Source organism: Sorangium aterium, assembly GCF_028368935.1.
Lineage (GTDB): Bacteria > Myxococcota_A > Polyangia > Polyangiales > Polyangiaceae > Sorangium > Sorangium atrum.
Genome location: NZ_JAQNDK010000001.1, coordinates 3,201,678 through 3,225,787 on the forward strand (window position 1 = coordinate 3,201,678; position 24,110 = coordinate 3,225,787).

Sequence of the window (24,110 nt, forward strand, 5' to 3'; positions counted from 1 at the left end):
GCGCCTGTGATGCCGGACCCCCGGACCCACCAGCGAGGCTGAGTGAACGGACGCCGTCCGGTGTCCGTCCAAGTTCAAATAAGCTGAGTAGCCTTCGGCTCGCCGAATCGACCGCTAGATCGCCCGCCCAGACCACTGCGCCAGGTATGATGGCGACATGACACAGCGCGACATCTCGCTTGCACTCAGCCTCGCCCTCGCCCTGGCCGGGTGCAGCGGCACCGGGGAAGACCCAAGCTCTTCAGAGGCACAATCCGGAGTGGCCATTGCTTGTGATGCTGTTACCTGCGAACAGGTTTGCTGTCCTTTATCGGGGAATTGCGCTGAAGAGACAGGCATATGCTTGGACCCAACAACCGGCCACGGCGTCTACATGAAGTGCGACGGGCCAGAAGATTGCACCAATGGGAAGGTATGCTGCATCGGCGTCGGAGCCGCTTTTTACGGCAGCACCCAGTGCATCGCCCCCTCCGAGTGCTCCGAGTCATTCCAGCAGATCGCGTGTCATGGTGGAGGGGACTGCCCTACAGGAACGATCTGTCAGCCAGCCGAGAGCGCAGATATATTTGTGCCGACACTACTCGGCTGTCAGTAACTGGCCTGTGTGGCTTGGTACCCGGGACGACTCCCAATGCAAGGCGGGCCGACTCTGCTTCAGCCAGTCGCGCCCTCCCCGGGAGGAGGCCGAGCAGGCAGATGCTGCCGCACGGTTGCAGGCGGCGCTGGATCCTGCCCTGACGTCCTGCTCATCCTCTGCCCCTTGCATTACCGCGCCCTCTCATGCCGGCGCACGTCTATCATGGTGCCATTGGCCTAGTCCTGAAAGCCCATCGAGACGGCTGCGGCACCGGGTTTGCCCGGGTTCGCGTTCAGATCGCCGGCGCCTCCACCGTCACCAGGGATGCCGAACTTGATCGGAGAGTCGGATTCGACGTTGGGGCCCTGGTCGGCGGTATGGGCCACCGCAAGAGAGTGTCCTCCGTGGCCTCCACCGCCCCGGCCGCCGTTGCCGCCTTTCCCGCCATCACCACCACGGCAGCCTGGCTGCGACCCAGCCCTGTTGCCTCCGCCAGTGCCGCCGTACCCACCCACGCCGCCGTACTGGCCCTTTCCGCCTCGCCCGCCGTTGCCGCCGCGACCCGTGATGATACTGGTTTTACTCACGTGGACGCTGGCGTGGTAAGACAGAATCCCGATGCTGGATCCGCCTGGACCGCCGCCCTTGCCGGGCTCGCCGCCGCAGCCGCCAGCACCGCCGGAACCGCCCGAAGCGCCGCCCTGTGCCGCTCCTGTGCCGCAGAACATGGCTCCGCCGCGCGAGCCGCCCCCACCGCCGCCGCCGTAGCCGTGCTGCCCCGTCTGGCCATTCTCGCCAGCGCTGCCTTCTAGCCCTGTGTCTGTGAGCCTCCCCTGCCTGACGCACCGTTACCGTTCGCGCCGTCATCCCCCACCAGGCCGCGCGTTCCATCTGTGCAGGACATGACGTCTTGCCCAGTTCCACCCAGGCCGTACGCCATCGGGTTGGTGACTGGCACAGGGTCGCCACTCTCGCCGTCGCCACCATCGCCCTTGGTACCGACGCCGCCCATCCCGCCTGAGGAAACGCCATCGTCACATGAGGTGGTGACCCGCGCCCCTCCCGTCACGACGTCCGCAGAACACGCCACGGCTCCCGGGTTCCCTGGTGCGCCCTCCCGTGCTGATTCGGCGCCTCCGTCAGCGCCGATGGCCCCATCTGCACCGTCCCCAGCCACGATCTCGCTCAGGCGCACGTCCACCGTCACCCCCGGCAGGGCGCGCATGGCGATGGAAGAACCACCCGGAACCGTGGCGTCGTGTGCGACCATCCGCATCCTGGTGAGCGTCGTGGCGACGGAGCTTCGAGGTTCGGACTCGGCCGCGTCGTCCGCAAGGGTGAGCGGGATCCGGTTCGGTCCTGGAGCGATCGTGGTGAGCTCGCCGAGCGGATGCAGCGGCCAATGTTTACGGGGATCGCGACAATCGAGCCCACCCCATACCTCCATACCTGCTGGCACGCGCACTTCCACGTTGAAAGGATCGGCACACACGTAGACGCGCATTCCATGGTCGCGGGCGAGATCGAACGCACGCGCGAAGGTGGCCACGGGATTCTCTCGCGTGCCCGGATCATCGTCGCGGCCATCTACGGTTAGATAGATACCCTCGCAGTCGACCGGCCGGCTGGGATTACCGTGATCGGCATTGCAGTCTACCACCGGTGTGCACGTGAGCGTTTCCTCGCAAGGTTCCCACGCTCCCGGATCAGCACTGCACCCGAGCGTCCCGATCCCCGCAGACATGGCGACAACAAGCAGCCGAGGCCATTCCTCGGACGCTCCATGCCACCGGTTGCGCCTCGACAGTGAGCTCATCATCCTCTCTCCTCGTATCGATGCCGCTTACTCTGGCGCAGCGGGGTTCGGGTCGTTCGGATCGTCGGTAACGAAGGGAAGAAACTCGGCTACCACGCCATCGTCACCCGCGCTCTCGGTGGCGTCTGGGTCGCCACCAGGTCCACCCTTGCCCGCGGTTCCGAGCGCGAACGTCGCCTCGACCTCCTCCCGCGTCACGTCCGTGGCCCCTAGATACGCGATGCCGACCGAATGGCCGCCGAGCCCACCGCCTCCGCCGCCCCCGGGCCCCCCGTTGCCGCCATCGCCGCCGCGGCACCCTGGAAGTGTGTCGGGCACCGCTCGTCCGCCATCGCCGCCGGGGGCTCCGCTACCCCCCGGCAGCCCCGCCCCGCCCGCCCCACCCCGGCCGCCGCGTCCCGTCTCGATCGTCGTCCCGCGGATCTTGACCTTGGACCCCCTCGTGGCGATACCGATGCTCGCGCCCCCGGCAAAGCCACCTTTCCCCGGCTTGCCGCCGCAACCGCCAGAGCCGCCAGAACCGCCGAATGCACCCCCGATCGGGCCTGCACCGCAGGCCATGGAACCACCCCTCGCGCCACCGCCCCCACCGCCCCCCTGGCCAGGGCGCCCGAATTTGCCGTCCTGTCCCTTACCCAGAGTAACCCCCCACCTGACGGCGCCTGGGCGCCTCCCTCCTTGACCCTGCGCACCAACGGCACCGTCGAGGCCGCGCTGCCCATCGCTGCACGCCGTACTTCCCAGCTGGCCCACGCCTCCGGCACCGGCGCCGGTCGGGTTGGGATCTGGGAGAGGCTCCCCGTTCCCAGCTCCGGAGCCCCGATCCACGAGCCCGAGGCCGCCCTCGCCGCTGACCGATCGCCCGTCGTCGCACTCGGTTGTAACGGCCGGCGTCCCTGCGATGGCGTCCGCCGTACACGCGTCTGCCCCCGGGCGTCCTGGCGTTCCATCGGATGCTGCCGCGCCCTCAGCCGCGGCTCCAGGCTCGCCGTCTGCTCCGTCTCCAGCGACGATGCGGCTGTCGATCACTTCGATCTCACTGCCATCACGGAGGTAGATCGGAATCGAGCTTCCGCCCGGCTTTCCACCACGCCCAGTGATGACCTCGCTCGCCACGAGCTTGAGCTGGACCCCTTTGAGGGTTGCTATCCCGATGGATCCTTTTTGGACGTGGTCCACATCGTTGCCGTCGGGGGCCAGGAACCGCAGGTTGGCAAACGTAAGTCCCTGTCCGCCAAACCGCACCACCTGCGGGACGGGCCCCTCCGGAGCAACGACAGTCCTCGCGCTGGCACCGAGGTGCCGCCAGCCGTTCGCGCAGTCGAACCCGCCCCAGATGCTTATGCCGTAAAACCCAAGCGTTTCTTCGAAAGTTTCCGCGCACGCGTAGACGCGGTGGCTGCCCATGTCTGCAAGTTCGAGGGCTTTCGAGAAGGTCTTCACCGGCGCCGCGCGGCTGCCGGGGTTCGCGTCGTCTCCCAGGCTTGAGCTGACGAAAATACCGCATCCGTCTTCCGGCGTTCTCACCAAGGGGTCATCGTCGCAGACGGGTACCCTATCCGGACCGGAGGAACACCCGCACAAGAAGGCAGCGATTCCGTACGCGAGCGCGATGGGCACCATGATAGCCACCCCGCGCCGACTTTTCGATGAGGTATCCATGACCTGGAGCTCCACATTCGTTACCATGCACCGATCATTATCAGCCCCGCGTGCTGTCCGCTCACCGTGGGAATGACACGCACGCCATCGCTGGGCGGCGAGGTTCGGTCCACGAGCAGAGACGCGAGCGTCAGCACACCGATCGCGCTGCCGGACGCAAGGGTCACCCAGCCGGCTTTCTTCAGGAGATCCCGCTTCCCTTGCAGGTCGCGCAGCTCCGAGCACGCGCGCGGCGCGTCCGGGCGGGCACATCGGCTCGCGTCCTCATCCGCGCCACGCAGCGCGGTAGCTCGATCGTGGAGCTCATCCTCGGCGTAGGCACTCCAGATCAGCAACCCGCCGCCGGCTGCCATGGTTGCCCCCGCCACGACCGCGCCGCCGATGCGGAGCGTCGACGCGGTGGAGGACGGCTCCACGGAAGACGACGCCTGCGCTCCTCGCGCGAAGCTCTTGGTTGAGGTTCCCTTCGCAGGGGTGCCCGGCGCTACGGCGCGCGGTACCTGCAGCGAGATGGTCGTCGGCTTCCCGGCCTGCGCGTCGAACGACGCGAACGCCTCCTCATGGCCTGCCAACCGGGCCCGCACCATGTGCTGACCGGGCTCCAGGAATAGCCTGTAGGTCCGTGCAGGCGCGCTGATGGGCTTGCCGTCGATGAGCACCTCCGCGTCCGGCGGGTCGACGGACAGGTAGAGGGTCGCGACATGCGACGCTGCCTTGCGCTGCCCGGCGTCGAACCGCAGCTGTAGTTCAAGAGGCAGGACGCTGCGCTGCTCGAGACTCCAGGCGAGATGCTCGGCAGCATCACGGTACTTGCGCAGCTCGAGCTCACACAGGCCGAGCTCTCCGGCGATCTCCGCGCGCTCCTTCTCCGTGTTCGACGCCGGGTCTGTCGCCTCGAGCGCCGCCTTGTAGGCCACGTGTGCCTCGGTCCACCGACCTGCGTCACGGGCTCTCTGCGCACGGCGAACATGGTCCTTCACCGTCGAGCTGCCGCTTCGCTCCAGCGTCGAATAGATGTCCTCGGCGCTGGCGGGGCTCGTGTAGGCAGCGGCGGCACCAAGCATCAGGCAGAACAACAACGAAGGCGCAACGTCACGCATGCGCGGAACGTACTTACGCCCGGCGCGCGACGTCAACGGCGACAAATTCGCAGGGAACGGACGTTTTGCCAGGCAAAGATCGGCCCGACGACGCAAAGGAGCTCGTTGACCCTCCGAGCAGTGGAGCTGCCCAGGTACGCACATCACAAAGCGCACATTATCCTACCAAAGTTGATCGACCCTTCTCTTTCTTGAACCCTTCCGGCCAGCTCAGGGGTGCTACCAGCTGTGGGCAAGCCAGCACGAACTCCCCCCCACTTCGAGCGCTTCCGCCGCCTCATCAGGCGGGTCGGTGTCCCCGCGCGACACGCCGAGGACCTCGCGCAGGAAGCGCTCCTACGGGACTGGGAGGCGAGAGGGCGGCTCGAGTCGGGCGTGGATCCAGCGCCGTACTCCGTCACCATCACCCTGAACCTCGCCCGCAGCCACCTACGGGACGCGAGCCGTCGGGGTGAGGTCCTGACCCCGTTCGACGAGCACGACTTCCGAGGGGACCAACCGAGCGCGGAAGCTTTGCTCCGCAGGCAGCAGCGGGAAGCAACCATGCGCGACCTGATCGAGCAGGTCGACCCCAAGTACCGCGACCTCTTGGTCAAGCACGAGCTCGAGGAGAAGTCCCTCGCCGAGATCGCCGCCGAGCTGGGGCTCAAGCTGGCCACCGTGAGGAGCCAGCACCGCAGGGCACTCGAGCAGCTCGACGAGGCAAAGCGGCGCTGGATGGCGCAGCAAGAATTCCGAGGCTGGGACAAGGAGCCCTGCGTCCCAGTGGCGTTCGGCCTGTTCCGTCGCCCGCGGTGGACGACCGCGCTGCACCTTCAGAAGGTCGGGGCGAAGGTCCTCGCGCAGGCGACGCTCGTCGTGCTGGCGGGCGCCGTCGTCGCGACAGCTCCACGCTCGTCAGGCTCGGCCAGCACGACCCCGTGGTTACGGCCGGCAGCGATCCACGCCGGTGCGGCCACGCCCCCGCAGCAGCACACCACACCGCCCCTCGACCAGCCAGACGCACGCCGCGCGGTCGCCGCAGCCTCGCCCCCGGTGCAGGGCGGCATCCCGGCCCCCGGCGAGAATGCACCGGCCGCAATGAACGGCAAGCCTGCTTCACCTGCCGCAACAGCTGTACGTTCCTCACCGCCCGTCCGCGCCGTAGGCACGGTCGCGAGCGAGCGCGAGAAGGACCTGATCCTCCAGGCGCGCAAGGCCATCGAGGCCTACAACGCCAGGGCTGACGTCGAGGCGCGACGCCTGCTCGACATGCACGCCATGGAGTTCCCTCGGGGTCAGCTGGCCCGGGAGCGCGAGGCGCTGCTGCTGCAACTTCGCTGAATCGGCGGCCGCCTTGGCGACAGATGGCCAGTGGTGGAGACGGCGGCGTCCTCGAGCGACGCTGTTACTGAGCGCCGTCGTTGATGCCGATGGCGCGCCTGTCGATCCAGCTCTTTGATGGCGGGGTGCTCGACCCACCGGCGAGCGCCACGCCGGCCGGCGCTACCCGCCGCGGCGAGCGCGCTCGGCAGCGAGATCAATGACGCCGGCAGCATCGGCTCCCGGCGCTGTCAAGCGACAGTACCTTTGGCTCTCCCGCACTGTTGCTGAAGCAGGGGCTCGGCGTCTACCGGAACTACCGCCGCAGCGCACGACCGGTGCCGGACCGGCTGGCAGTCATCAATGTCGGCTGACTTTGGCCTCGAGGACCGCGCTCGGAGCTTCACGCGTTGGACGCAGGCGGGGCCGAGGCCCACAATCGCCGTCCTACGCCGCGAGGAGCAATCGTTGGCAGAGTGATCACGATGCGCTGCTCCGAGCGATCACGACGCGGTGATCTCGGTGATCACGATGGCGTGAGATCCGCAATCCGGTCCTTCGTGCAAGGCCGTTCGGGTGACTCGCCGACGGTGCAGACGCTTGTGCGCGGACATTGGAAGCAACAGCCTCATGGTCCTGGGTCTCAGCTGCGCAAGCTAGTCCACGTCGAACCCTACTGGCGCGGCCCGGATGACGCACCGATCGGTGTTCGCGCTCACCGCGTGCGCGGCACGCGCAACGAGTGAGCGCGGCGCGGCCGCGTGGGGGGCCGTGCGCCCCGGTGGGGCTGGACGCAGGGGCCGAGCGGCGCGAGGTCGACCAGGCGGAAGCCGGCGCCACACCCTGCGCCGCGCCGGCGTCCACCGGGCGCACCACCCGCGCGCCCGCGTCGGGTTGTTCGCTGCGCAACGCACGGTCGACGCTCGCCTGACGGCGTCGCGCTCGCCCTGGTGGACATCGACACCGGCGCGCTCGGGATGCTCGCGCGCCAGGATCTGAGCAGCGGCCGTGCTCCAGGGCGCCGGCGCGCGCGACGAACGCGCGCACAGCGAGCGATTAGAGGTGCCCGCGGCGGTTCTTCGCCTCCGTGGCCGCTCGCCTGGAGCGGCCTCCGCCGCTGGCAGCCTCTCGACACGGAAGTACAGTCCACGCCATGAGCAACGAGGAGCGGACCGAGGCGGAAGAAGACTTGGAAGAAGAGCTCGCATGGGCGGTCGATGCCCAGGTCTTCGCCATGGGCTATATCTACCTTCTGGCCTGCGCGCTGAAGCGCGGTGACGCTGATCTAGGGGTTGATCCATCCGCGTGGGAGAACACCATGGGCGCCGTCGAGCGGGCGATGATGGAGCATGTGGACGGGCGCATTCAGGGCCCCACGACCATCACCCTGGAGGACGTCGAGCGGATGCGCCGGCTTCACACGATGGGCTCCACAGCGCTGGCCGGAGGGGAGCGGCCGCCCGAGCTGTACCAGCTCTCGCTCCAGTGCATGGAGGGTCTGTTCGGTTCGGACTGGGAGCGAGCGGCGCGCGAAGCCGCCCGCAGCTTGCGCGATCCAGATCAATAAACTTCGCCATCAGTCGTTATCAACGCGACAGAACGACCTCCACAAGACAAAGACACAGAGCTGACCATTTGGGTAGTGATACCAACAACTGTTGACGACGCTTCTCCTTCTGCACTGCCCAAGCTCTCCGTCTCCGACGTTGTGATCTGTTGGATGAGGTCGCTTCGCTGCACACGAGATCCCCTCGTCTGCACACTTCATCATGCATGGAATGCCACGATCGGATTTCTTGCAGCGGACGATTTTGATACCCCCAATCGCATCCAGTGATTCTTCTATGGATTCGTCCACAACTTCGCCATCCATCGTCTCGGCCGCTTCTGGATCGCTCGTAGCGCCTTCCTCCGATAGCGCCATGTCGGCGGCTTCTGACTCGTTCGCAGTGCCTTTGGTCTCCAGGATCGCTTCCGAGGGCATCCAGCATGAGGCGACACAGAGAGCGAACCACGGGAGAGAAGCAACCGCGAAAATGAGCCGACCGTGCAGCATGATGTTTGAGGAATGCGAGTCGCGGGCCAAAGCCGATTGAGCGTGGATGGGCCATGCGAGACTCGGCGATGAGGCGAGCGCCGCACGAACGCGCCTTCTGACGGGGGAATTTGCGGGCCAGATACTGGAGGACCGGGCTCGATCCGCCGATCGATGTTTGTTGACATGAACAAAAGTCGACAAATCTGACACAGATCGAACTCGATCCATTAACTGGAATCACAATCAACTAAAATATCAACAAATAAGGAACGTCGTTTTCCTGCTTTTGCTCAGGGGCGTCCTGGTGCGCGATAATGGACGATTATCGCGCACCAGCCCTCGGATTGGCCCGTCGCTGGTTTGGGGAAGGTGCCCTGTGGGAGAGATTCTCGGGTGTCATACGCAGTAGGCAGTCAAAACGTTGACACATGGCATCGATGTAGGTGCGGCTTCCATCCTTGCCCGATCCAGCGCTCAAGAAGCGCTCGACTTCACGCTCGCCCCCCGGCGTCCGTTCGCCTTGATCGGCGCGGCGCGGAAGGCGCGGCGGTACGCCTGCGGGCTCGTGGTCACGAGCCGCTGGAAGTGCTCGCGAAAGGCGGCCGGCGAGCCGAACCCGACCCTCGCCGCGATCGACTCCACCGAGTGCCCCGTCGTTTCGAGCAGCTGCTGCGCGCGGCGCACGCGGGCCCGGAGCAGCCATTGGAGCGGCGTGGTGCCGGTCTGCTCGCGGAAGCGGCGGCTCAGCGTGCGCACGCTGAGGGCCGCGCGCCGCGCGATGTCCTCGAGCGTGAGCGGCTTGTCGAGGCTCTCCTCGATCCACCGCAGCAGCGGCTCGAGCGACGAGCCGTCCGGCGCGGGCGGCTCGTGGAGGATGAACTGCGACTGCCCCCCGTCGCGCTCGAGCGGCATCACCGAGAGCCGCGCCGTGTCCGCGGCCACGGCCGAGCCGTAGTCGAGCCGCACCATGTGGAGGCAGAGGTCGAGCGCCGCCGCGGCGCCCGCCGACGTCAGAAACTGCCCCTCATCCACGTAGAGCACCTTCGGGTCGACGCGAATGGCCGGGTGGCGGCGCGCGAGCTCGTCCGTCGCGAGCCAGTGGGTCGTGGCGCGGCGCCCGTCGAGCAGCCCGGTCGCGGCGAGGAGGAACGCCCCCGTGCAGATGGAGGCGACGCGGGCGCCCGAGGTCGCCGCGGCGCGGACCGCGTGCAAGAGCGCGTCCGGGACCGGGACGCTCGCCTCGGCGACGCCCGGAAGGATGATGGTGTCCGCTCGCGTCAAGCTCGTCGAGGCCGCAGCGCACCCGGAGATCGAACGCTCCGGCGCTCACCTCGCGCGTCACCCCGCAAACACGGACTTGGTACCCGGCCCGACCCCCGGGCAGCCGGACACGCCCGAACACCTCGCAGGGCGTCGACAGGTCGAAGGGGACGACCCCGTCCATCGCGACCACAGCCACGACGTGCATGGCTGAAAGATGCTTGATTATCCACTTCATGCCAACGGTTTTATGATCCGGCGCGGGTTCGGGACGTCGAGCTGGCCAGAAGTCGTCGAAGATTGGCACGAACGCCCCTCGCGGGGCCGTCCCGGCAGTGCCATATCCCAGCCGTGCCTTATGCCGAGCGATGACGGCTTGATGCCACCGGCATCCGGGTCATCCCCTCGTTTGCGAGCCCCTCCGACCGTCTCACGTCTCGGAGTCGTCGTGGTCATCCCGAGAAGGCGAACCGTGAAGAGCGCCTCGCGTCGCGCCATGGATCCCCCTCATGCCCGCCTACCAGATACTACGGTTGATCAAGTTCTTGGGCGTCATCCTGTACGCGGGCGGCCTCATTGGCAGCTTCGTCGCCACGGTGCACGCCGATCGCAAACGCGCCGTCCACGCCGTGGCCTCCCCAGGGCTGGTCGTCACGTGGATCGCGGGATACCTGATGACCACGCAGCTGCAGATTCCTTTGATGGAGCTCTGGGTCATCGCAGGGCTCGTCCTGTCGCTGGTCTCGCAGCTCGCCCTCGTTCGCAGCGTCGCGCGCGACCGGCGCACGCTCGGCGCGTTCGTCTCGACCTTTGCCCCTCTCTTCGTGGTGCTGCTGATGATGGTCTTTCGGCCCACCTGGTCTGACGTCCGATCATGAGCGCGCTTCGCACCCTGCGCGTCGTCGGCTTCCTGGAAGGGCTGTCGTTCCTGGTTCTCCTCGCCGTCGCGATGCCGCTCAAATACATCTTCGGCCTGCCGATCGCGGTCCGGATCGCCGGCAGCGCCCACGGGCTCTTCTTTCTCCTCTTCGTCTCCGCGCTGTTTCGCGCGGCCACCGAGCGTGACTGGCCGCGTCGCCGTTCGCTCATGGCGCTCCTCGCGTCGCTCGTACCGGGCGGGACCTTCGCGCTGGATCGGGCGTTGAAGCGCGAGATCGAGGGCGACGCGAGGACTGCGCCCCATGGCTGACGCCACGGCATCGGGCCTTTTGACGATGGCCACGGCAGCGCGCTCTCCTCGACGAGCGCCCGCCGCGAAGGCGGCCTTGGCGCTCTCTGCGGCGCTCGTAGCGACGCCTGCTTGCGCCCACTTCCAGAGCTATCGCCAGTGCTCGGAGATCTCCGAGCAGAGCCTCTCGCAGGTCCCATCGAGGCTCTCGGAGACAGGCCTGTTCGCCGACGTCCAGACCGAGGAGCTCGCCGAGGGCGTCGTCGCCTTTCGGCCTCGGTTCGAGCTGTGGAGCGACGGGGCCACGAAGCGGCGCTGGGTGTTTCCCCGATCTCTCGCTGCGCGTCGATCGGCTCGAGAAGCCCGAGCTCACGCCGGTCTACCGGACGGCGGTGGGTCGGTTCGTCAGGCCGGGCGATCCCGAGGCGAGCCCGCTGTTCCGCCGGTTCCACCGCGACGGGGTGTTCTTGGCGCGGATGCCGCCGGTCGCCACGGAAACCGTCGATCCAGCTGGGATTTCCTTGCTTCGACGCTGGATCCAGGGAGTGTGATGCACCGACGGTCTGCCAAGGGGCTTGCCTTTGCCCACCATCTCTAGATTTCACCTGAAGGCGCCGGACTCCCCTACCCGCACCCGGACGCCGAACGGCTTCGTTTCATGGTAGAGGGCTTCGGACATGCCCACGAGCGCAGATCGTGGGTCTCTCGTGGGCGATGCGCGCCGCCTCCACGTCTTCCGCCGCGAGCGCGGGCCCAGCCGGGACTACCCGCCGCGCCGGGTGCGCTCGGCGGCGAGGTCGATGACGCCGGCCGCGTCGTAAGCGGCCGAGGTGTGACGCCTCGTTCACGCGTCGCGTCTCGCGCTGCGATTCGGACGGAAAATCCGCATGGATCGGGAAGGTACGAGCTTTGCTGCTACCTCCGTCATGAGGAACTACTTTCGTTCGCTGGTTCTCGTGGGGGCTCCTTTCATCTTCGTCGCGGGCTGCGGCGGATCGGACGGCGACACGAGCGCCGAGCCCACCGAGGCGCCGGCAACCCCGTCGACTCCGGCGGAGGTAGACACCACCTATGAACAGATCGGGCGCGGCTGCGGTGACAGCGGCTCCCTCGTTCGCTCGCTGAAGCACGTCCCTGCGCTCACCACCAACAACCTCTGGATCGCCCCAAACAACGACGCCGCCGGCCTGGCCGCGTCCAAGAACGACAATGGCTGGGGAGCGAGCGTGGGTGTCTACGAGCTCGGGTTCGAGTCGAGCGGGGACAACATGGAGAGCCACTCCGCCGAGCAGGCCGCACGCTGCGACGCGGTCAGCGAGATCTTCGACCCCGCCGGGGACGGCGCGCGGCAACGCTTCCTCAACGTCCTCGTCTACGCCGGCGATCACCCGCACGCCGAGGCGATGCCCGCCGAGGGTCTCCCCGCCGCGGTCGAGGCGCCGGTCCGCCTGAAGGGCTATCTGGACGTGGCCGAGGGCACGCGCGAGGAGATCGAAGACGGCGTCGTGTACCGGGACGCGCAGCACCAGTACCTGCCCATCTACGTTCGCTGCGAGGAGCCCATGAAGATCACCTACGAGGAGCGCCTGTTTTCGCGCGCGGAGGTCGAGGTGCTGAAGATCGACACCCGCATCTGTCGCCCCGTTGCCGACGACGGCTACGGCTGCCTCTCCGAGCGCCCGCAGCCGATCGAGGGTGCGTGCACCTTCGTGGCGGCCGACGCGAAGTACGTGGCGACGAGCGGCGAGGAGCACAACCTATCGCTCGGTGGCCGCATCGAGCGCGGCGAACAACTCAGCTACAAGATCACGGTCGACCGCTTCGCCTTCCACTGAACGAGGGTCCTCGGTCAGGGAGCGTGACGTCGGAGCGCGTGCACGTGCACGGGGATGCCCTCGAGGGCGCGCCGAGCAGCCGCCCGATCGTCTCGCGGGCGATGCGCGCCGCCTCGACGTCGCCCGCGGCGAGCGCCGCCCGCATGCCTTCCGCGAGCTGGCCGAGCAGCACCGTCCGCGGATCCGCCGATGCCTTTCGCGCGACCTACGACGCTGACCCGAGCCCGAGCGTCTGCTGGATCATCGCTTCGATGGCCTCGAACGGCTGCGCGCGGCGAGCGGCCGCCACGGCCTGCGCGTCGGCGCCAACGGGTTGCTGGAACGGTGTCTCCGGTTCGTGCACCGCGCGCCAGATGGCCTCGATCACGAGGCTTTCGTCCGGCGACGGTGCGGCCTTCTGGAACGAGCTCATCGCCGACGCGAAGGCGTCCAGGTGGGCCTGGTAAGGAGATCCGAAGTGACGCGCCGATCCCAGAGCCTTGCGCAAGATCTCCGTCGTTGGAAAGGCGCCGGGCTCCACGACCCGTACGCGGACGCCGAACGGCTTGGCTTCATGGTAGAGGGCTTCGGACATGCCCACGAGCGCAAATTTGGTCGCGGCGTAGATGCCGTGCCCCGGCATTCCGAGGAAACCGGCGACGGAAGACACATTGACGATCACCCCTTGTCTTCGGGCGCGCATCGAGGGCAGCACGGCCCTGCTCATCCGCAGCGGACCGAAGAAGTTCGTCTCGAACATGCGGTATGCCAGGGCGTCCGAGGTCTCCTCGACCGCAGCGTGCAGGAAGATCGCCGCGTTGTTGACCAGCGCGTCGAGCGGGCCTGCCGCCAGCACCTGGGTGACACCGCGCTCGACAGCCACGTCGTCGGTGACATCGATCACGACCGGCGTCACGCCGAGCTCCCTCAACTCGCCGACGGTTCTTCCGCTCAAGTCGCGCACGCCGGCGAACACCTCGTCCCCACGAGCTCGGAACGTCTTGGCTGCCTCGAAGCCGAACCCGCTGCTGCACCCGGTAATCAATACCCTTGCCATAGGATTCCTTTCTTGTCGTGACCGGCATTGTCCAGCCAGCCGCCGACGGTCTGACACCGCTCGAAGCTGAATCAGAAGCAAGCCAGCGCCGCCGCGCGCCGAGGTGCCATGGAGGGTCTCATGCGCTGGCATCGCGCGATCGTGAGCATCCGCCGCCAATTCAGACGTGGCCGCCTCGGCCAAGCGGTTCGGCAAGGTCGATCCAAACGGAAGCTGTAAAGGCGCGCTGAGCCCCCTTCGATCGCAGGATCGTGGAGCGATCAAGCACCGGAACGGGACTGGAAGCAGCTACCCAGGAAGAATAGCTACTCAGTGGCATTTGTCAAGAAGGCGCACTTCCTCTCGCGAGCGCTCCTCGCCGGCGGACGGACCGGCGGCGCGCCTCAGGCGGAGACGACCGAGCCGGCGCTCATTGCGGCGAGGTGCCGCTCCCACCGCGGCCGAACTCGCGTGCAAGCGTCCCGAAGGCCTCGTCCACGAGCTCTGGCAGGTCGTCGGTGGCCCCGCGCGCGACCCACGCGTCCATCGCGGATTGCACGACCGCCATCGCGCAGCTCGCCAGCACGCGCGGCGCGAGATCGTGCCGCGCGTCCAGGCCCATGCGCTCGGCCAGCGGCTCGCAGATCTCCTCCCCGCAGTGTCCCAGCCGCTCGCGCTGCCTCGCGCGGATCGCCGGCGTCCGCGCGACGAACTGCTGGATCAGGGCGAAGCGGGGCAGATCCCCCTCGTGGAGCTTCACGATCGTCTTGAGGGCGTTTCGCAGCGCCACGACGGGCGGCTCGCTCCGCGGGCGCGCCCGCACCGCCTCGCGCGCCGCCTCGATGAACTGGTCCATCCACGCGATCACGAGGTCTTCCTTCGACTCGAAGTAGCGGAAGAACGTCCTCCGCGAGACCTCGACCACCCCGAGCACGTCATCGAGGGTCGTCTGCTCGTAGCCGTTCTTCAAGAAGAGCTCGATCGCGGTCTCGATGATCTGCGCGCGCGTGCGCTCCTTCTTGCGTTCCCTGAGCCCCGACGCGCCGGCCTCCTTCATGCGGGCCAAGGTACCACGCACACGCTCCGGGTGCTCCTCCCTGACAAACGCGACCGAGGAGCACATTGTTCTTCGCCGTGCCCCGCCGTGGGTGGGGGCCGGACGAAGAGGCTCGCGCGCGAGGCATCGCTGCTTGCCGCGCATCACCGCCTTGGCCGCCACGGAGGCCCGGCGATGGGTCCAGCGCGTGACAGCGCGGCGCCGCAGGGCGGCCGCTCACCCCCGCCGCGGGCATTGGACCCAGGAGACGAGACCATGGCTGTTCATGAGAGGCAAACGCGTGCTCATCAGGGGCGCGACGTCCGACATCGGCAAAGAGACGGCGCGGTCCCTGGCGATGCTCGGCGCCGACATCGTGCTCATCAGTCGCAACGCGGCGAAGAGCGCGAGCTACGGCTCGGCCTGCCGACAGCCTCGGCGCACGCCTCGCGCGAACGGGTAGGGCGTGTCACCTTCTACCGGGAGGCCTGTCAGACATTTGAAAGCATCGAAGGAACCAGGTGCCATGAGAGAACCGGAAGTGAGGAGGTTCGAGGTTGAAGATGCCGAAATCGCGGCCCGCCTGGCGGGCGATCGGGAGAAGCCGGCGCTCCTCCTGATCCACGGTTTTCCGAGCTCCTCGGAATCATTCCGCAACGTGATCGGCATCCTCGCGCGGGACTGCTTCGTGATCGCCCCGGACCTTCCGGGGTTCGGCGGCTCCGAGCCGGTCGAGCGCCCCTCATTCTCGCGTTTCGCGGACATGATCGAGGCGCTGCTCGCACGGCTCGGAGCCGGGTCCTTCCACCTCTACCTCCACGACTATGGAACGGCGGTAGGACTTCATCTCGCCACGCGCGCGCCGCGCAGGATACGCAGCCTCATCGTCCAGAATGCCAATGCCCATGAGAGCGGGATGGGGCCGCAATGGTCGGCGACCAGGGCCTATTGGGACGATCCCACGCCGGAGCGGGAAGCCGAGGCGACCGCGCACCTGACCTTCGAGGGGACGCGCGACCAATATGTGGGCGGCGTGCCCCGGGACATCGCCGAGCGCATCGATCCCCGGCTGTGGGAGGAGGACTGGCGGATCATGTCGCTCCCCGGCCGCCTCGAGATGCAGCGTGCGCTGGTGCTCGACTATCGCAGCCATGTCGCGCGGTTCGGGGAGATCGCCGAGTATCTCGAGCGCTGGCAACCCCCGGCGCTGATGCTGTGGGGGCGCCACGATATCTTCTTCGGCCTCGAGGAGACCCTCTCCTGGATGAAGGCGCTCCCGCGCATGGAGGCGCACATCCTCGACGGCCCGCATTTCCTGCTGGAGACCCATCCGGCCGAGTGCGCTGCGTTGATGAGCGCCTTCGTCAGGCGCGTGGAGGGGCATGGAATGAATCGAGGGAACGAATGAACGAAGGAGACCAGATCGCGAGGGCCGTCGGAGCGATCGTAGACTCTGGCGCGCTCGCCAACGCAGCAACGATGGCTAACAAGCCGTTGCGGCTGCCGGGGACGCGCGCTGACGCAAGCATCCCCGCAGCTGAACGGCCAGACGTCAGACCTCGCGCAGGCCCACACGCTTCAGGAGAAATCATGTTCGATCACGTCAAATTCGGAGTCAGCGACTATGCAGCGAGCAAAGCGTTCTTCCTCAAGGCGCTCGAACCGCTCGGCGTATCTGTTGTCTCGGAGGGGCCGCCGACGTACGGCGTCGAGCTTAGCCCGAAGGGTAAGGCTTCATTGTGCCTGTTCCAAACCGAGGAGAAGCCGGCGCATCTTCACCTGGCCTTCACCGCCGAGAATCGTCAGCAAGTCCAGGATTTCTATCGCGCGGCTCTGGAGGCGGGTGGCAAAGACAATGGCGCGCCTGGTCTGCGCCCGCACTACCACGCGAACTATTATGCGGCTTTCGTCATTGGTCCGGACGGGCACAACATCGAAGCGGTTTGCCACGACCCCGAGGCCTGACCCTTCGTCGCGCCCGACTCGCTACAGCCGCGAGGGCCGGTCGCTCGTCGCGCCGGCCCTCGGCGCGCCCTCGCAGCGCTCCTAACGGATCATGGAACGAGACGAAAACGTTGGTTGTTGCCGCCGTTGCATCCCCACTGCTGGATGGTTGTCCCAAAATTCCTGCTGAAGCCCGGGACATCCAGGCACAGGCCGCTGTTCTCGGAAACGATGTAATAATTATCGCCGCCTGCGCTCACCAGCGAGAACCGCTGATTGCTGCCGCCGTTGCATCCCCACTGCTGGACGGTCGTCCCGAAATTCCTGCTGAAGTTCGGGACATCCAGACACAGGCCGCTGTGCGTGGCGACAATAAAGTAATTGCCGCCGCCCGCGCCCACCAGCGAGAATCGCTGGTTGTTGCCGCCGTTGCATCCCCACTGCTGAAGAGTGGAGCCAGGACTCGTGCTGAAGCCCGGGACATCCAGACACAGGCCGCTGTTCTCCGAGATCACCTGAACTGGTCCACTCGGCACAGATTGGGCCAGACCGTGAGACGCGAACAAGAAGGCGACACTGGCAGCGGCCATGCCCGCCGACCGGTACACGAGAAATTGCATAGGACCCCCTCAAAGAGAGCCAGCAAATGAACTGCAGGCAGCGCTCTCTTCGCCGGTCTCATAAAGCGGCCTTCAGACTTCCGGAAGCGGCGCCGCACGACTCACGGATGTGGCCGCGAGCTGCCGTTAAATTGGTCGTGGTAGGAAGCGCCTTCTCAGCGCTGACCGGCGTGAAGGTGGGAATTGGGGCACCTCCAGGAACCTGCTCGCCTTTCTGTAAAATGATCGACGCGGCGCCCGTGAACGGCGGGAACGCCCCGTCGGCATCCCAGGCCCAGTGTCCGGCGCCGCGCGCGTACGCGTAGGCCCTCCGATCGTCGAGGCGCTCGATCGGAGCGCGCGCGACGAAGCACTCGCCCGAGAGGACCCCGCTGCCCCTGCAGCCCTACGCGCCGTCGTGCCCTCGACCGGCACGGCCTCGCCGCACGCCGGCCGATCGGCGGTCCAGCGCAGCGCGTCGCCGGCGACGTGGCGGCCGCTCGCCGCGTCGAAGCGCGCCACGCCCACGCCTCGCCGGCTGGATCCACGCGCTTGACAATCAATAAGCCGTGGCTTATAAGTCGTCCATGCAGAGCGCGGCCGTGCTCGAAGACAAGATCTTCCAGGCGCTGGCGGACCCCAGCCGCCGGGCGATCTTCGAGTCGCTCACGCGTGGCGAAGCGGCCGTGAAGGACCTCACGGCGCGCTTCGACATCTCGCAGCCGGCGATCTCGCAGCACCTCGCCACGTTGAAAGACGCCGGCCTGGTGAGCGGCCGGCGCGAGGGGCGCTGTGTCTACTACCGGGTGGAGCCGCGCGGGTTGAAGCCGCTCGTCGACTGGATCACGCACTACCGCGCCTTCTGGACGGAGCGCGTCGATCGCCTCGAACAATTGCTGGAGAAAATGGACGAATGAACCTCACCGACACGACCGCTCAATCGCAGACCGAAGCCATCTCGTTCGAGTTCGATTTGAAGCATTCGCCGCAGAAGGTGTGGCGCGCGCTCACCGAACCGGCGCTGCTCGCGGAGTGGCTCCTGCCCACCATCGGCCTCCAGCTCGAGCCGGGGGCGGCGTTCACGCTCAAGACGCAGCCCTACCCCGGCTGGGACGGCACCGTGAATTGCCGGTTCGTCGAGATCGAAGCACATCGGAAGCTCAGCTACACGTGGAGCGTCCCCTTCCTGGAGACCGTCGTGACCTTCACGCTCACGCCAACGGCGTCGGGCACGCGCCTGTCCCTCGTGCAATCGGGCTTCAAGCCGGACCAGAAGCAGAACTTCGCCGGCGCGCGCTACGGCTGGAAGATGATGGGCGGGAAGCTCGTCGACCTGCTCGAGAGGGTCTCATGAGCCGGGCAAGGCTCGTGGCCTACTGGGCGACCACAGGCCTGGTCGCGTCGTCCATGGTCTCCGGCGGCGTGGCGCACGTCCTCCACGCGCCAGCGAGCGTCGACGGCTTCGTGCGCCTCGGCTACCCGCTGCACTTCGTCACGTTCCTCGGCATCTGGAAGCTCCTCGGCGCGCTCGCGCTGCTGGCGCCGAGATTCCCGCGCTTGAAGGAGTGGGCGTATGCGGGCCTCGTGTTCGACCTCACCGGCGCCGCCTTCGCCTGGGCCGCCGTCGGCGCCAGCGACTCCACGAGCAACGCCGGCCACATCGTCGCGCCGCTCGTGGTCCTCGCGCTGGCGGTGACGTCGTGGGCGCTGCGGCCGGACTCGCGCCGATTGCCGGAACCCCTTCACAGACCGTCGGTGTTGGTGACATGATCGCGGACATGGCCTCCTCCAGACAGCACGCCACAGACAGACAGCGCGCCGCAGACAGCCACGACTTGATCCGCGTCCAGGGCGCCCGGGAGAACAACCTCAAGGACGTCAGCGTCGAGATCCCCAAGCGGCGGCTGACCGTGTTCACCGGCGTCTCGGGATCGGGCAAATCGTCGCTGGTGTTCGGCACCATCGCGGCCGAGTCGCAGCGGCTGATCAACGAGACCTACAGCGCGTTCGTGCAGGGGTTCATGCCGACGCTGGCCCGGCCCGAGGTCGACGTGCTGGAAGGGCTGACGACCGCGATCATCGTCGACCAGGAGCGGATGGGCCAGAACTCCCGCTCGACGGTCGGCACGGCGACCGACGCCAACGCGATGCTGCGGGTGCTGTGGAGCCGCCTCGGCAAGCCGCACATCGGCTCGTCCAACGCCTTCTCCTTCAACGTCCCGTCGGTCCGCGGGGTCGGGGCGATCTCGATCGAGAAGGCCGGCGGGAAGAAGACCGAGAAGCGCGAGTTCGTGGTCAACGGTGGCATGTGCCCGCGATGCGAGGGCATGGGATCGGTCTCCGACTTCGACCTCTCCCAGCTCTACGATGACAGCAAGTCGCTCAACGAGGGTGCGCTCACCATCCCCGGTTACTCGATGGATGGATGGTACGGGCGCATCTTCAACGGCTGCGGCTTCTTCGACCCGAACAAGCCGATCCGCAAGTTCACGAAGAAGGAGCTCCACGACCTGCTCCACAAGGAGCCGACCAAGATCAAGGTCGAGGGCATCAACCTGACCTACGAAGGGCTGATCCCGAAGATCCAGAAGTCGATGCTGTCGAAGGACGTCGACGCGATGCAGCCGCACATCCGGGCGTTCGTGGAGCGCGCGATCAAGTTCTCCACCTGTCCCGAGTGCGGCGGCACGCGGCTCAGCGAGGCGGCCCGGTCCTCCAAGATCAAGGGGATCAACATCGCCGAAGCCTGCGCGATGCAGATCAACGATCTGGCCAAGTGGGTGCGCGATCTGAACGAACCGTCCGTCAAGCCGCTGCTGGCGACGCTGCGGCACACGCTCGACTCGTTTGTCGAGATCGGGCTGGGCTACCTCAGCCTCGACCGGCCGTCGGGCACGCTGTCGGGCGGCGAGGCGCAGCGCACCAAGATGATCGGCCACCTCGGGTCGTCGCTCACCGACGTCACCTACGTCTTCGACGAGCCGACGGTCGGGCTGCACCCCCACGACATCCAGCGGATGAACGAGCTGCTGCTGCGGCTGCGCGACAAAGGCAATACCGTCCTCGTGGTCGAGCACAAACCCGAGACGATCGCGATAGCCGATCACGTCGTCGACCTGGGCCCCGGCGCCGGTACCGCCGGCGGTGAGGTGGTCTTCACAGGCACCGTCGACGGGCTGCGGGCGAGCGGCACGCTCACCGGGCGTCACCTGAGCGACCGGGTGTCCCTGAAGCAGTCGGTGCGGAAACCGTCCGGTGTGATGAAGGTGCGTGGCGCGCGCGCGCACAACCTGAAGAACGTCGATGTCGACATTCCGCTCGGCGTGCTGGTGGTGGTGACCGGCGTGGCGGGCTCGGGCAAGAGCTCGCTGATCCACGGCTCGGTGTCCGGCCGTGACGGGGTGGTGTCGGTCGACCAGACCCCGATCCGCGGCTCGCGGCGGAGCAACCCGGCGACGTACACCGATCTGCTGGAGCCGATCCGCAAGGCGTTCGCGAAGGCCAACAACGTGAAGCCTGCGCTGTTCAGCGCCAACTCCGAGGGTGCCTGTCCGACCTGCAACGGCGCCGGGGTGATCTACACCGACCTCGCGATGATGGCCGGCGTCACCACGGTCTGCGAGGACTGCGAGGGCCGGCGGTTCCAGGCGTCTGTGCTGGAGTACCGCCTCGGCAAGCTCAACATCGCCGAGGTGCTCGACCTGTCGGTGACGGAGGCAGTCGGCTTCTTCGGTGCTGGCAAGGCGCATACGCCGGCCGCGCACGCGATCCTGCAGCGCATGGCCGACGTGGGGCTCGGCTACCTGCGGCTCGGCCAGCCGCTCACCACGCTGTCGGGCGGCGAGCGGCAGCGGCTCAAGCTCGCGACGTACATGGGCGCCGACGGCGGCGTCTACGTGCTCGACGAGCCGACCACCGGGCTGCACCTGGCCGACCTCGAGCAGCTGCTCGGGCTGCTGGACCGGCTCGTCGACTCCGGCAAGTCGGTCATCGTGATCGAGCACCACCAGGCGGTGATGGCGCACGCCGACTGGATCATCGACCTCGGTCCGGGCGCAGGCCACGACGGCGGGCGGATCGTGTTCGAAGGCACCCCGGCCGACCTGGTGGCGGCGAAGTCGACGCTGACCGGCGAGCACCTCGCGGCGTTCGTCGGGAGCCAGCCGAAGGCTGCCCGAGCTGCGCGATCTCGCTGAGCGAGGCCGCGTTACCCACCCGCCGGCGCCCCGAGCGCGCCGGCCGGGAACGCGATGGTTCTCATCAGGCTGACTGGGGCTCCCCTGCGGGCGCGTCACCCGCGAGGCCTCGCCGATCTCCGGATCATCCATGTCGGACAACTCGCAGCGATCTTCGCGGCGGGCGCGCTGTCCATTGCGCTTCACCCAAGGCTCTGGCTCACCCGCATGCGCGTGACCGTGCTAGGAGCGATACTCGCCTTCTGGCTGGTGTCCTGGTACCGAAAATTCCGGTACGACTGATGGTGAGCCAGCGCGAATCGTTTGGTCTGATCGGAGGTCGACGTGGAGCTACTCGAGAATTTGCTGTGGCTGTGCAGGATCCCCTCGCCCACCGGTGAGGAGCGCGACCTGGCCGACGAGCTGGCTCGACGTCTCGCGGCGCTCCCCTTGGCTTCACCGCCGCGCCGCTACGGGGACTCCCTGGTCGCGCCGCTGACGCGCGGGTCGGGAGGCCCCAAGATTCTGCTCGTCGGGCAGCTCGACGTGGCGAACCCGGGGCAACGAGGGGAGGCGCGGACGGAGAACAAGCGCGTGCTCGGCGCTGGAGCCGCCGAGAAGAGCGGCCTCTGCCTGATGCTCGATCTGGCCGAGCGCCGGCCGCAGGTACACGCCGATATCACCCTCGTGTTCCACGCGCGCGGAGCGTGCGGCTTCGACGCGAGCGAGCTCAGGGTGGTCATGAAGCAGGATGCCGAGCTCCGGGGGGCCGACTTCGCCCTGGTGCTCAAGCCCACGGACAACAAGCTCCAGCTCGGCTCGGGAGGCTCCACGCACGCGACGCTGGCCTTTGCAGGCCGTACGGGGCACAGCGGGCTGCCCGGGGCCGGCGTGAACGCGATTCACAAGTTCGCGCGCGTGCTCTCTCAGCTTGTCGCGTTCGAGCCCGTACCCGACGTCGTCGACGGCCTCACCTGGTACGAGATGATGAACGCCACCTCGGCGCACGGGGGCCGCTCCGGTAGCGTCGTGGCGGACCACCTGGAGGTGAACGTGCACCACACGTACGGTCCGAGCACGAGCTCCCATGCATCGCAAGAACGACTGATGGCGCTCGTGGACCGCGTGGGAGCCGTCCGGTTCGAGGAGCTCTCCCGTCCGGCGCCGCCGAACCGGAACCACGCGCTCATCGCCGCTCTCGAACAGAGCGGCGTTCAAGGCGTCGAGGCGCGGCAAACCTGGACGGAAGTGGCAAGCTTCACGACGCTCGGGATCCCGGCGGCGAATTTCGGACCGGGCGCGGAGCGGACGATGCACGCTCTGAACGAGGTGACGGAGCTTTCGGAGCTCGCGCGGGCGCAAACCATCCTCGACAGCTGGTTCGCCAAGATGACGTGACTGTTGTTGGCATCTCGAGAGAGAAAATTGAACAGGGAGGAGGGGAGAGTCATGGGACTTTACTCCCCTTCTCCCGATCGCCGTTGCGGCTGGACAACAAGCGCCGAAGCCCGTCCTGGAGACTCGCGACGATGGGGACGCCATCGAAGCCGAGATCGCAGTCGATCAGCAATCTCGCCATGGCCGGCGAGATGCCCGCGACGATGCACTGCGCCCCGAGCAACGAGGAAGCGCGCACCGTATTGCCGAGGTGGCGTGCCCCTTCGGCGTCCATGAAAGGCACGCCGGTGACGTCGAGGATCACATGCTCCGCCTGCGTGTCCACGATGGCCTGCAGAAGCACCTCGAGGAGATGGGCGGCGCGCTCGGCGTCGATGCGACCGATGAGCGGCAGCGCGAGGATGCCGTCCCAGAGCCTGAGCACGGGCGTGGACAGCGCGGCAATGGCGCGCTGCTGCTCCTCGCTCACGCGGAGCTGCTCCTCGAGCCGCTGGGTCCGCTCGGCGATCGCGGCCTCGAGCTGCGCCGTCTGGACCCGCAGCTCGTCCTCGGACCGCTTGAGCTCGCCGACGTCCACGTGGATCTGCAGCACCTCGCGCACGTTGCCCGCTGCGTCGCTGATGGGATGGAGCGAAGAGGCGACCCAGCGGGCCAGTCCCTTCTGGAGCGTGTCTGCCTGGACCGGATCGTAGCGAATGGTGGGCAACGCCGTGGCCTCGCCCCGCCAGAACGCCCGCTCGACGAGGGGCATGGACCCATTGGCGGATACCTGCTCGTCCTTCAGCAACCGCCACTCGGCGACATCCCGGAGGCTCAAGCTCCAGAGCTGCTCCCACCGACGATTCACCTCGAGCACGCGGCTCTCGCCGTCGTAGATCATCATGCTCACGATGCCCCCGTCGAGCAGGGCCTGGTAGCGGCGCGCGGGGATCTCCAGATCGGCGACGCGTCGGCGCAGCGTATCGATCTCACGCTCGAGCTCGGTGATCGTCGGAGTTGTCTTCTGTTCCATGTTCTTTTGGTCCGCGTGCTCCGTGACGAGCATCCTCCCTGGGAAAGACGGCCTCGGTGTGAGCCGGGTCGCGTCCGACGAGCGCGGCGCGGGCGCGCGTTGATGACAGGACGGCCCGCGCAGACAGGAGGCACGCAGCGTTGTATCTCCGGTCGCGGCGAGCTTCAACCCGG

At 67.4% G+C, this 24,110-nt stretch carries 21 protein-coding genes; 13 read left to right on the top strand and 8 right to left on the bottom strand.

The annotated features are described in order from the left end of the window. Positions 1 to 1,385 precede the first annotated feature (1,385 nt). The 3 genes from POL72_RS11810 to POL72_RS11820 all read right to left on the bottom strand — a co-directional run bounded on the left by POL72_RS11810 (position 1,386) and on the right by POL72_RS11820 (position 5,251). Positions 1,386 to 2,237 (bottom strand): hypothetical protein, encoded by an 852-nt coding sequence (locus POL72_RS11810; protein WP_272095233.1) that lies wholly within the window; start codon positions 2,235 to 2,237, stop codon positions 1,386 to 1,388. 183 nt (positions 2,238 to 2,420) lie between these two features. Next, entirely contained in the window at positions 2,421 to 4,082 is a 1,662-nt protein-coding gene (locus POL72_RS11815) for a hypothetical protein (protein ID WP_272095234.1), read from the bottom strand. After that, complete coding sequence (locus POL72_RS11820; RefSeq protein ID WP_272095236.1) at positions 4,076 to 5,251, bottom strand: peptidase associated/transthyretin-like domain-containing protein; 1,176 nt, start codon at positions 5,249 to 5,251, stop codon at positions 4,076 to 4,078. The genes POL72_RS11815 and POL72_RS11820 overlap by 7 nt, the downstream gene beginning before the upstream one ends. A gap of 132 nt (positions 5,252 to 5,383) precedes the next feature. Here POL72_RS11820 and POL72_RS11825 point away from each other — a divergent pair, with 132 nt between their 5' ends. Together POL72_RS11825 and POL72_RS11830 are read left to right on the top strand one after the other, a co-directional pair. After that, complete coding sequence (locus POL72_RS11825) at positions 5,384 to 6,478, top strand: RNA polymerase sigma factor (protein WP_272095237.1); 1,095 nt, start codon at positions 5,384 to 5,386, stop codon at positions 6,476 to 6,478. A gap of 1,132 nt (positions 6,479 to 7,610) precedes the next feature. Beyond that, a complete protein-coding gene (locus tag POL72_RS11830; protein ID WP_272095238.1) occupies positions 7,611 to 8,024 on the top strand; it encodes a hypothetical protein in 414 nt (137 codons plus the stop codon). 945 nt (positions 8,025 to 8,969) lie between these two features. Here POL72_RS11830 and POL72_RS11835 read toward each other — a convergent pair. Further along, positions 8,970 to 9,776, bottom strand: coding sequence for a GlxA family transcriptional regulator (locus POL72_RS11835; RefSeq protein WP_272095240.1), 807 nt, complete (start codon positions 9,774 to 9,776; stop codon positions 8,970 to 8,972). Between the two features lie 488 nt (positions 9,777 to 10,264). Here POL72_RS11835 and POL72_RS11840 point away from each other — a divergent pair, with 488 nt between their 5' ends. From POL72_RS11840 to POL72_RS11850, 3 genes are all read left to right on the top strand, one after another. Then, complete coding sequence (locus POL72_RS11840; RefSeq protein WP_272095241.1) at positions 10,265 to 10,633, top strand: hypothetical protein; 369 nt, start codon at positions 10,265 to 10,267, stop codon at positions 10,631 to 10,633. Next, complete coding sequence (locus POL72_RS11845; RefSeq protein ID WP_272095242.1) at positions 10,630 to 10,944, top strand: DUF3817 domain-containing protein; 315 nt, start codon at positions 10,630 to 10,632, stop codon at positions 10,942 to 10,944. The genes POL72_RS11840 and POL72_RS11845 overlap by 4 nt, the downstream gene beginning before the upstream one ends. Positions 10,945 to 11,810: 866 nt before the next feature. Further along, on the top strand, positions 11,811 to 12,758 hold the full coding sequence (locus tag POL72_RS11850; RefSeq protein ID WP_272095244.1) for a hypothetical protein: 948 nt from the start codon (positions 11,811 to 11,813) through the stop codon (positions 12,756 to 12,758). Between the two features lie 205 nt (positions 12,759 to 12,963). Here the strand turns inward: POL72_RS11850 and POL72_RS11855 are convergent, their stop codons facing one another. Both POL72_RS11855 and POL72_RS11860 read right to left on the bottom strand, forming a co-directional pair. Continuing rightward, a complete protein-coding gene (locus POL72_RS11855) occupies positions 12,964 to 13,794 on the bottom strand; it encodes an SDR family oxidoreductase (RefSeq protein ID WP_272095245.1) in 831 nt (276 codons plus the stop codon). Positions 13,795 to 14,203: 409 nt separating this feature from the next. Further along, entirely contained in the window at positions 14,204 to 14,851 is a 648-nt protein-coding gene (locus POL72_RS11860; protein ID WP_272095246.1) for an acyl-CoA-like ligand-binding transcription factor, read from the bottom strand. 244 nt (positions 14,852 to 15,095) lie between these two features. On the opposite strand from POL72_RS11860, the gene POL72_RS11865 reads away from it, so the two are divergent. From POL72_RS11865 to POL72_RS11875, 3 genes are all read left to right on the top strand, one after another. Then, the gene (locus POL72_RS11865) at positions 15,096 to 15,272 is read left to right on the top strand and encodes a hypothetical protein (RefSeq protein WP_272095247.1); all 177 of its coding nucleotides are present in this window, start codon (positions 15,096 to 15,098) and stop codon (positions 15,270 to 15,272) included. Positions 15,273 to 15,308: 36 nt separating this feature from the next. Beyond that, the gene (locus POL72_RS11870; RefSeq protein ID WP_272095249.1) at positions 15,309 to 16,217 is read left to right on the top strand and encodes an alpha/beta fold hydrolase; all 909 of its coding nucleotides are present in this window, start codon (positions 15,309 to 15,311) and stop codon (positions 16,215 to 16,217) included. 182 nt (positions 16,218 to 16,399) lie between these two features. After that, positions 16,400 to 16,774, top strand: a complete 375-nt coding sequence (locus POL72_RS11875; RefSeq protein WP_272095250.1) for a VOC family protein — start codon at positions 16,400 to 16,402, stop codon at positions 16,772 to 16,774. A gap of 89 nt (positions 16,775 to 16,863) precedes the next feature. Here the strand turns inward: POL72_RS11875 and POL72_RS11880 are convergent, their stop codons facing one another. Further along, positions 16,864 to 17,373: an RICIN domain-containing protein gene (locus tag POL72_RS11880; RefSeq protein WP_272095251.1), complete on the bottom strand. Its 510-nt coding sequence runs from the start codon at positions 17,371 to 17,373 to the stop codon at positions 16,864 to 16,866. A 548-nt stretch (positions 17,374 to 17,921) separates the two neighbouring features. Here POL72_RS11880 and POL72_RS11885 point away from each other — a divergent pair. From POL72_RS11885 to POL72_RS11905, 5 genes are all read left to right on the top strand, one after another. Further along, the gene (locus tag POL72_RS11885; RefSeq protein WP_272095252.1) at positions 17,922 to 18,269 is read left to right on the top strand and encodes an ArsR/SmtB family transcription factor; all 348 of its coding nucleotides are present in this window, start codon (positions 17,922 to 17,924) and stop codon (positions 18,267 to 18,269) included. Next, positions 18,266 to 18,706, top strand: a complete 441-nt coding sequence (locus tag POL72_RS11890; RefSeq protein ID WP_272095253.1) for an SRPBCC family protein — start codon at positions 18,266 to 18,268, stop codon at positions 18,704 to 18,706. Before POL72_RS11885 ends, POL72_RS11890 begins: the two co-directional genes overlap by 4 nt. Beyond that, a complete protein-coding gene (locus POL72_RS11895; RefSeq protein ID WP_272095254.1) occupies positions 18,703 to 19,122 on the top strand; it encodes a DoxX family protein in 420 nt (139 codons plus the stop codon). The genes POL72_RS11890 and POL72_RS11895 overlap by 4 nt, the downstream gene beginning before the upstream one ends. Before the next feature lie 8 nt (positions 19,123 to 19,130). Further along, entirely contained in the window at positions 19,131 to 21,548 is a 2,418-nt protein-coding gene (locus POL72_RS11900; protein ID WP_272095256.1) for an ATP-binding cassette domain-containing protein, read from the top strand. A 324-nt stretch (positions 21,549 to 21,872) separates the two neighbouring features. Then, a complete protein-coding gene (locus tag POL72_RS11905; RefSeq protein WP_272095257.1) occupies positions 21,873 to 22,925 on the top strand; it encodes a peptidase dimerization domain-containing protein in 1,053 nt (350 codons plus the stop codon). Positions 22,926 to 22,974: 49 nt separating this feature from the next. Here POL72_RS11905 and POL72_RS11910 read toward each other — a convergent pair whose 3' ends face one another. Beyond that, a complete protein-coding gene (locus POL72_RS11910) occupies positions 22,975 to 23,937 on the bottom strand; it encodes an STAS domain-containing protein (protein ID WP_272095258.1) in 963 nt (320 codons plus the stop codon). Between the last annotated feature and the right edge of the window lie 173 nt (positions 23,938 to 24,110).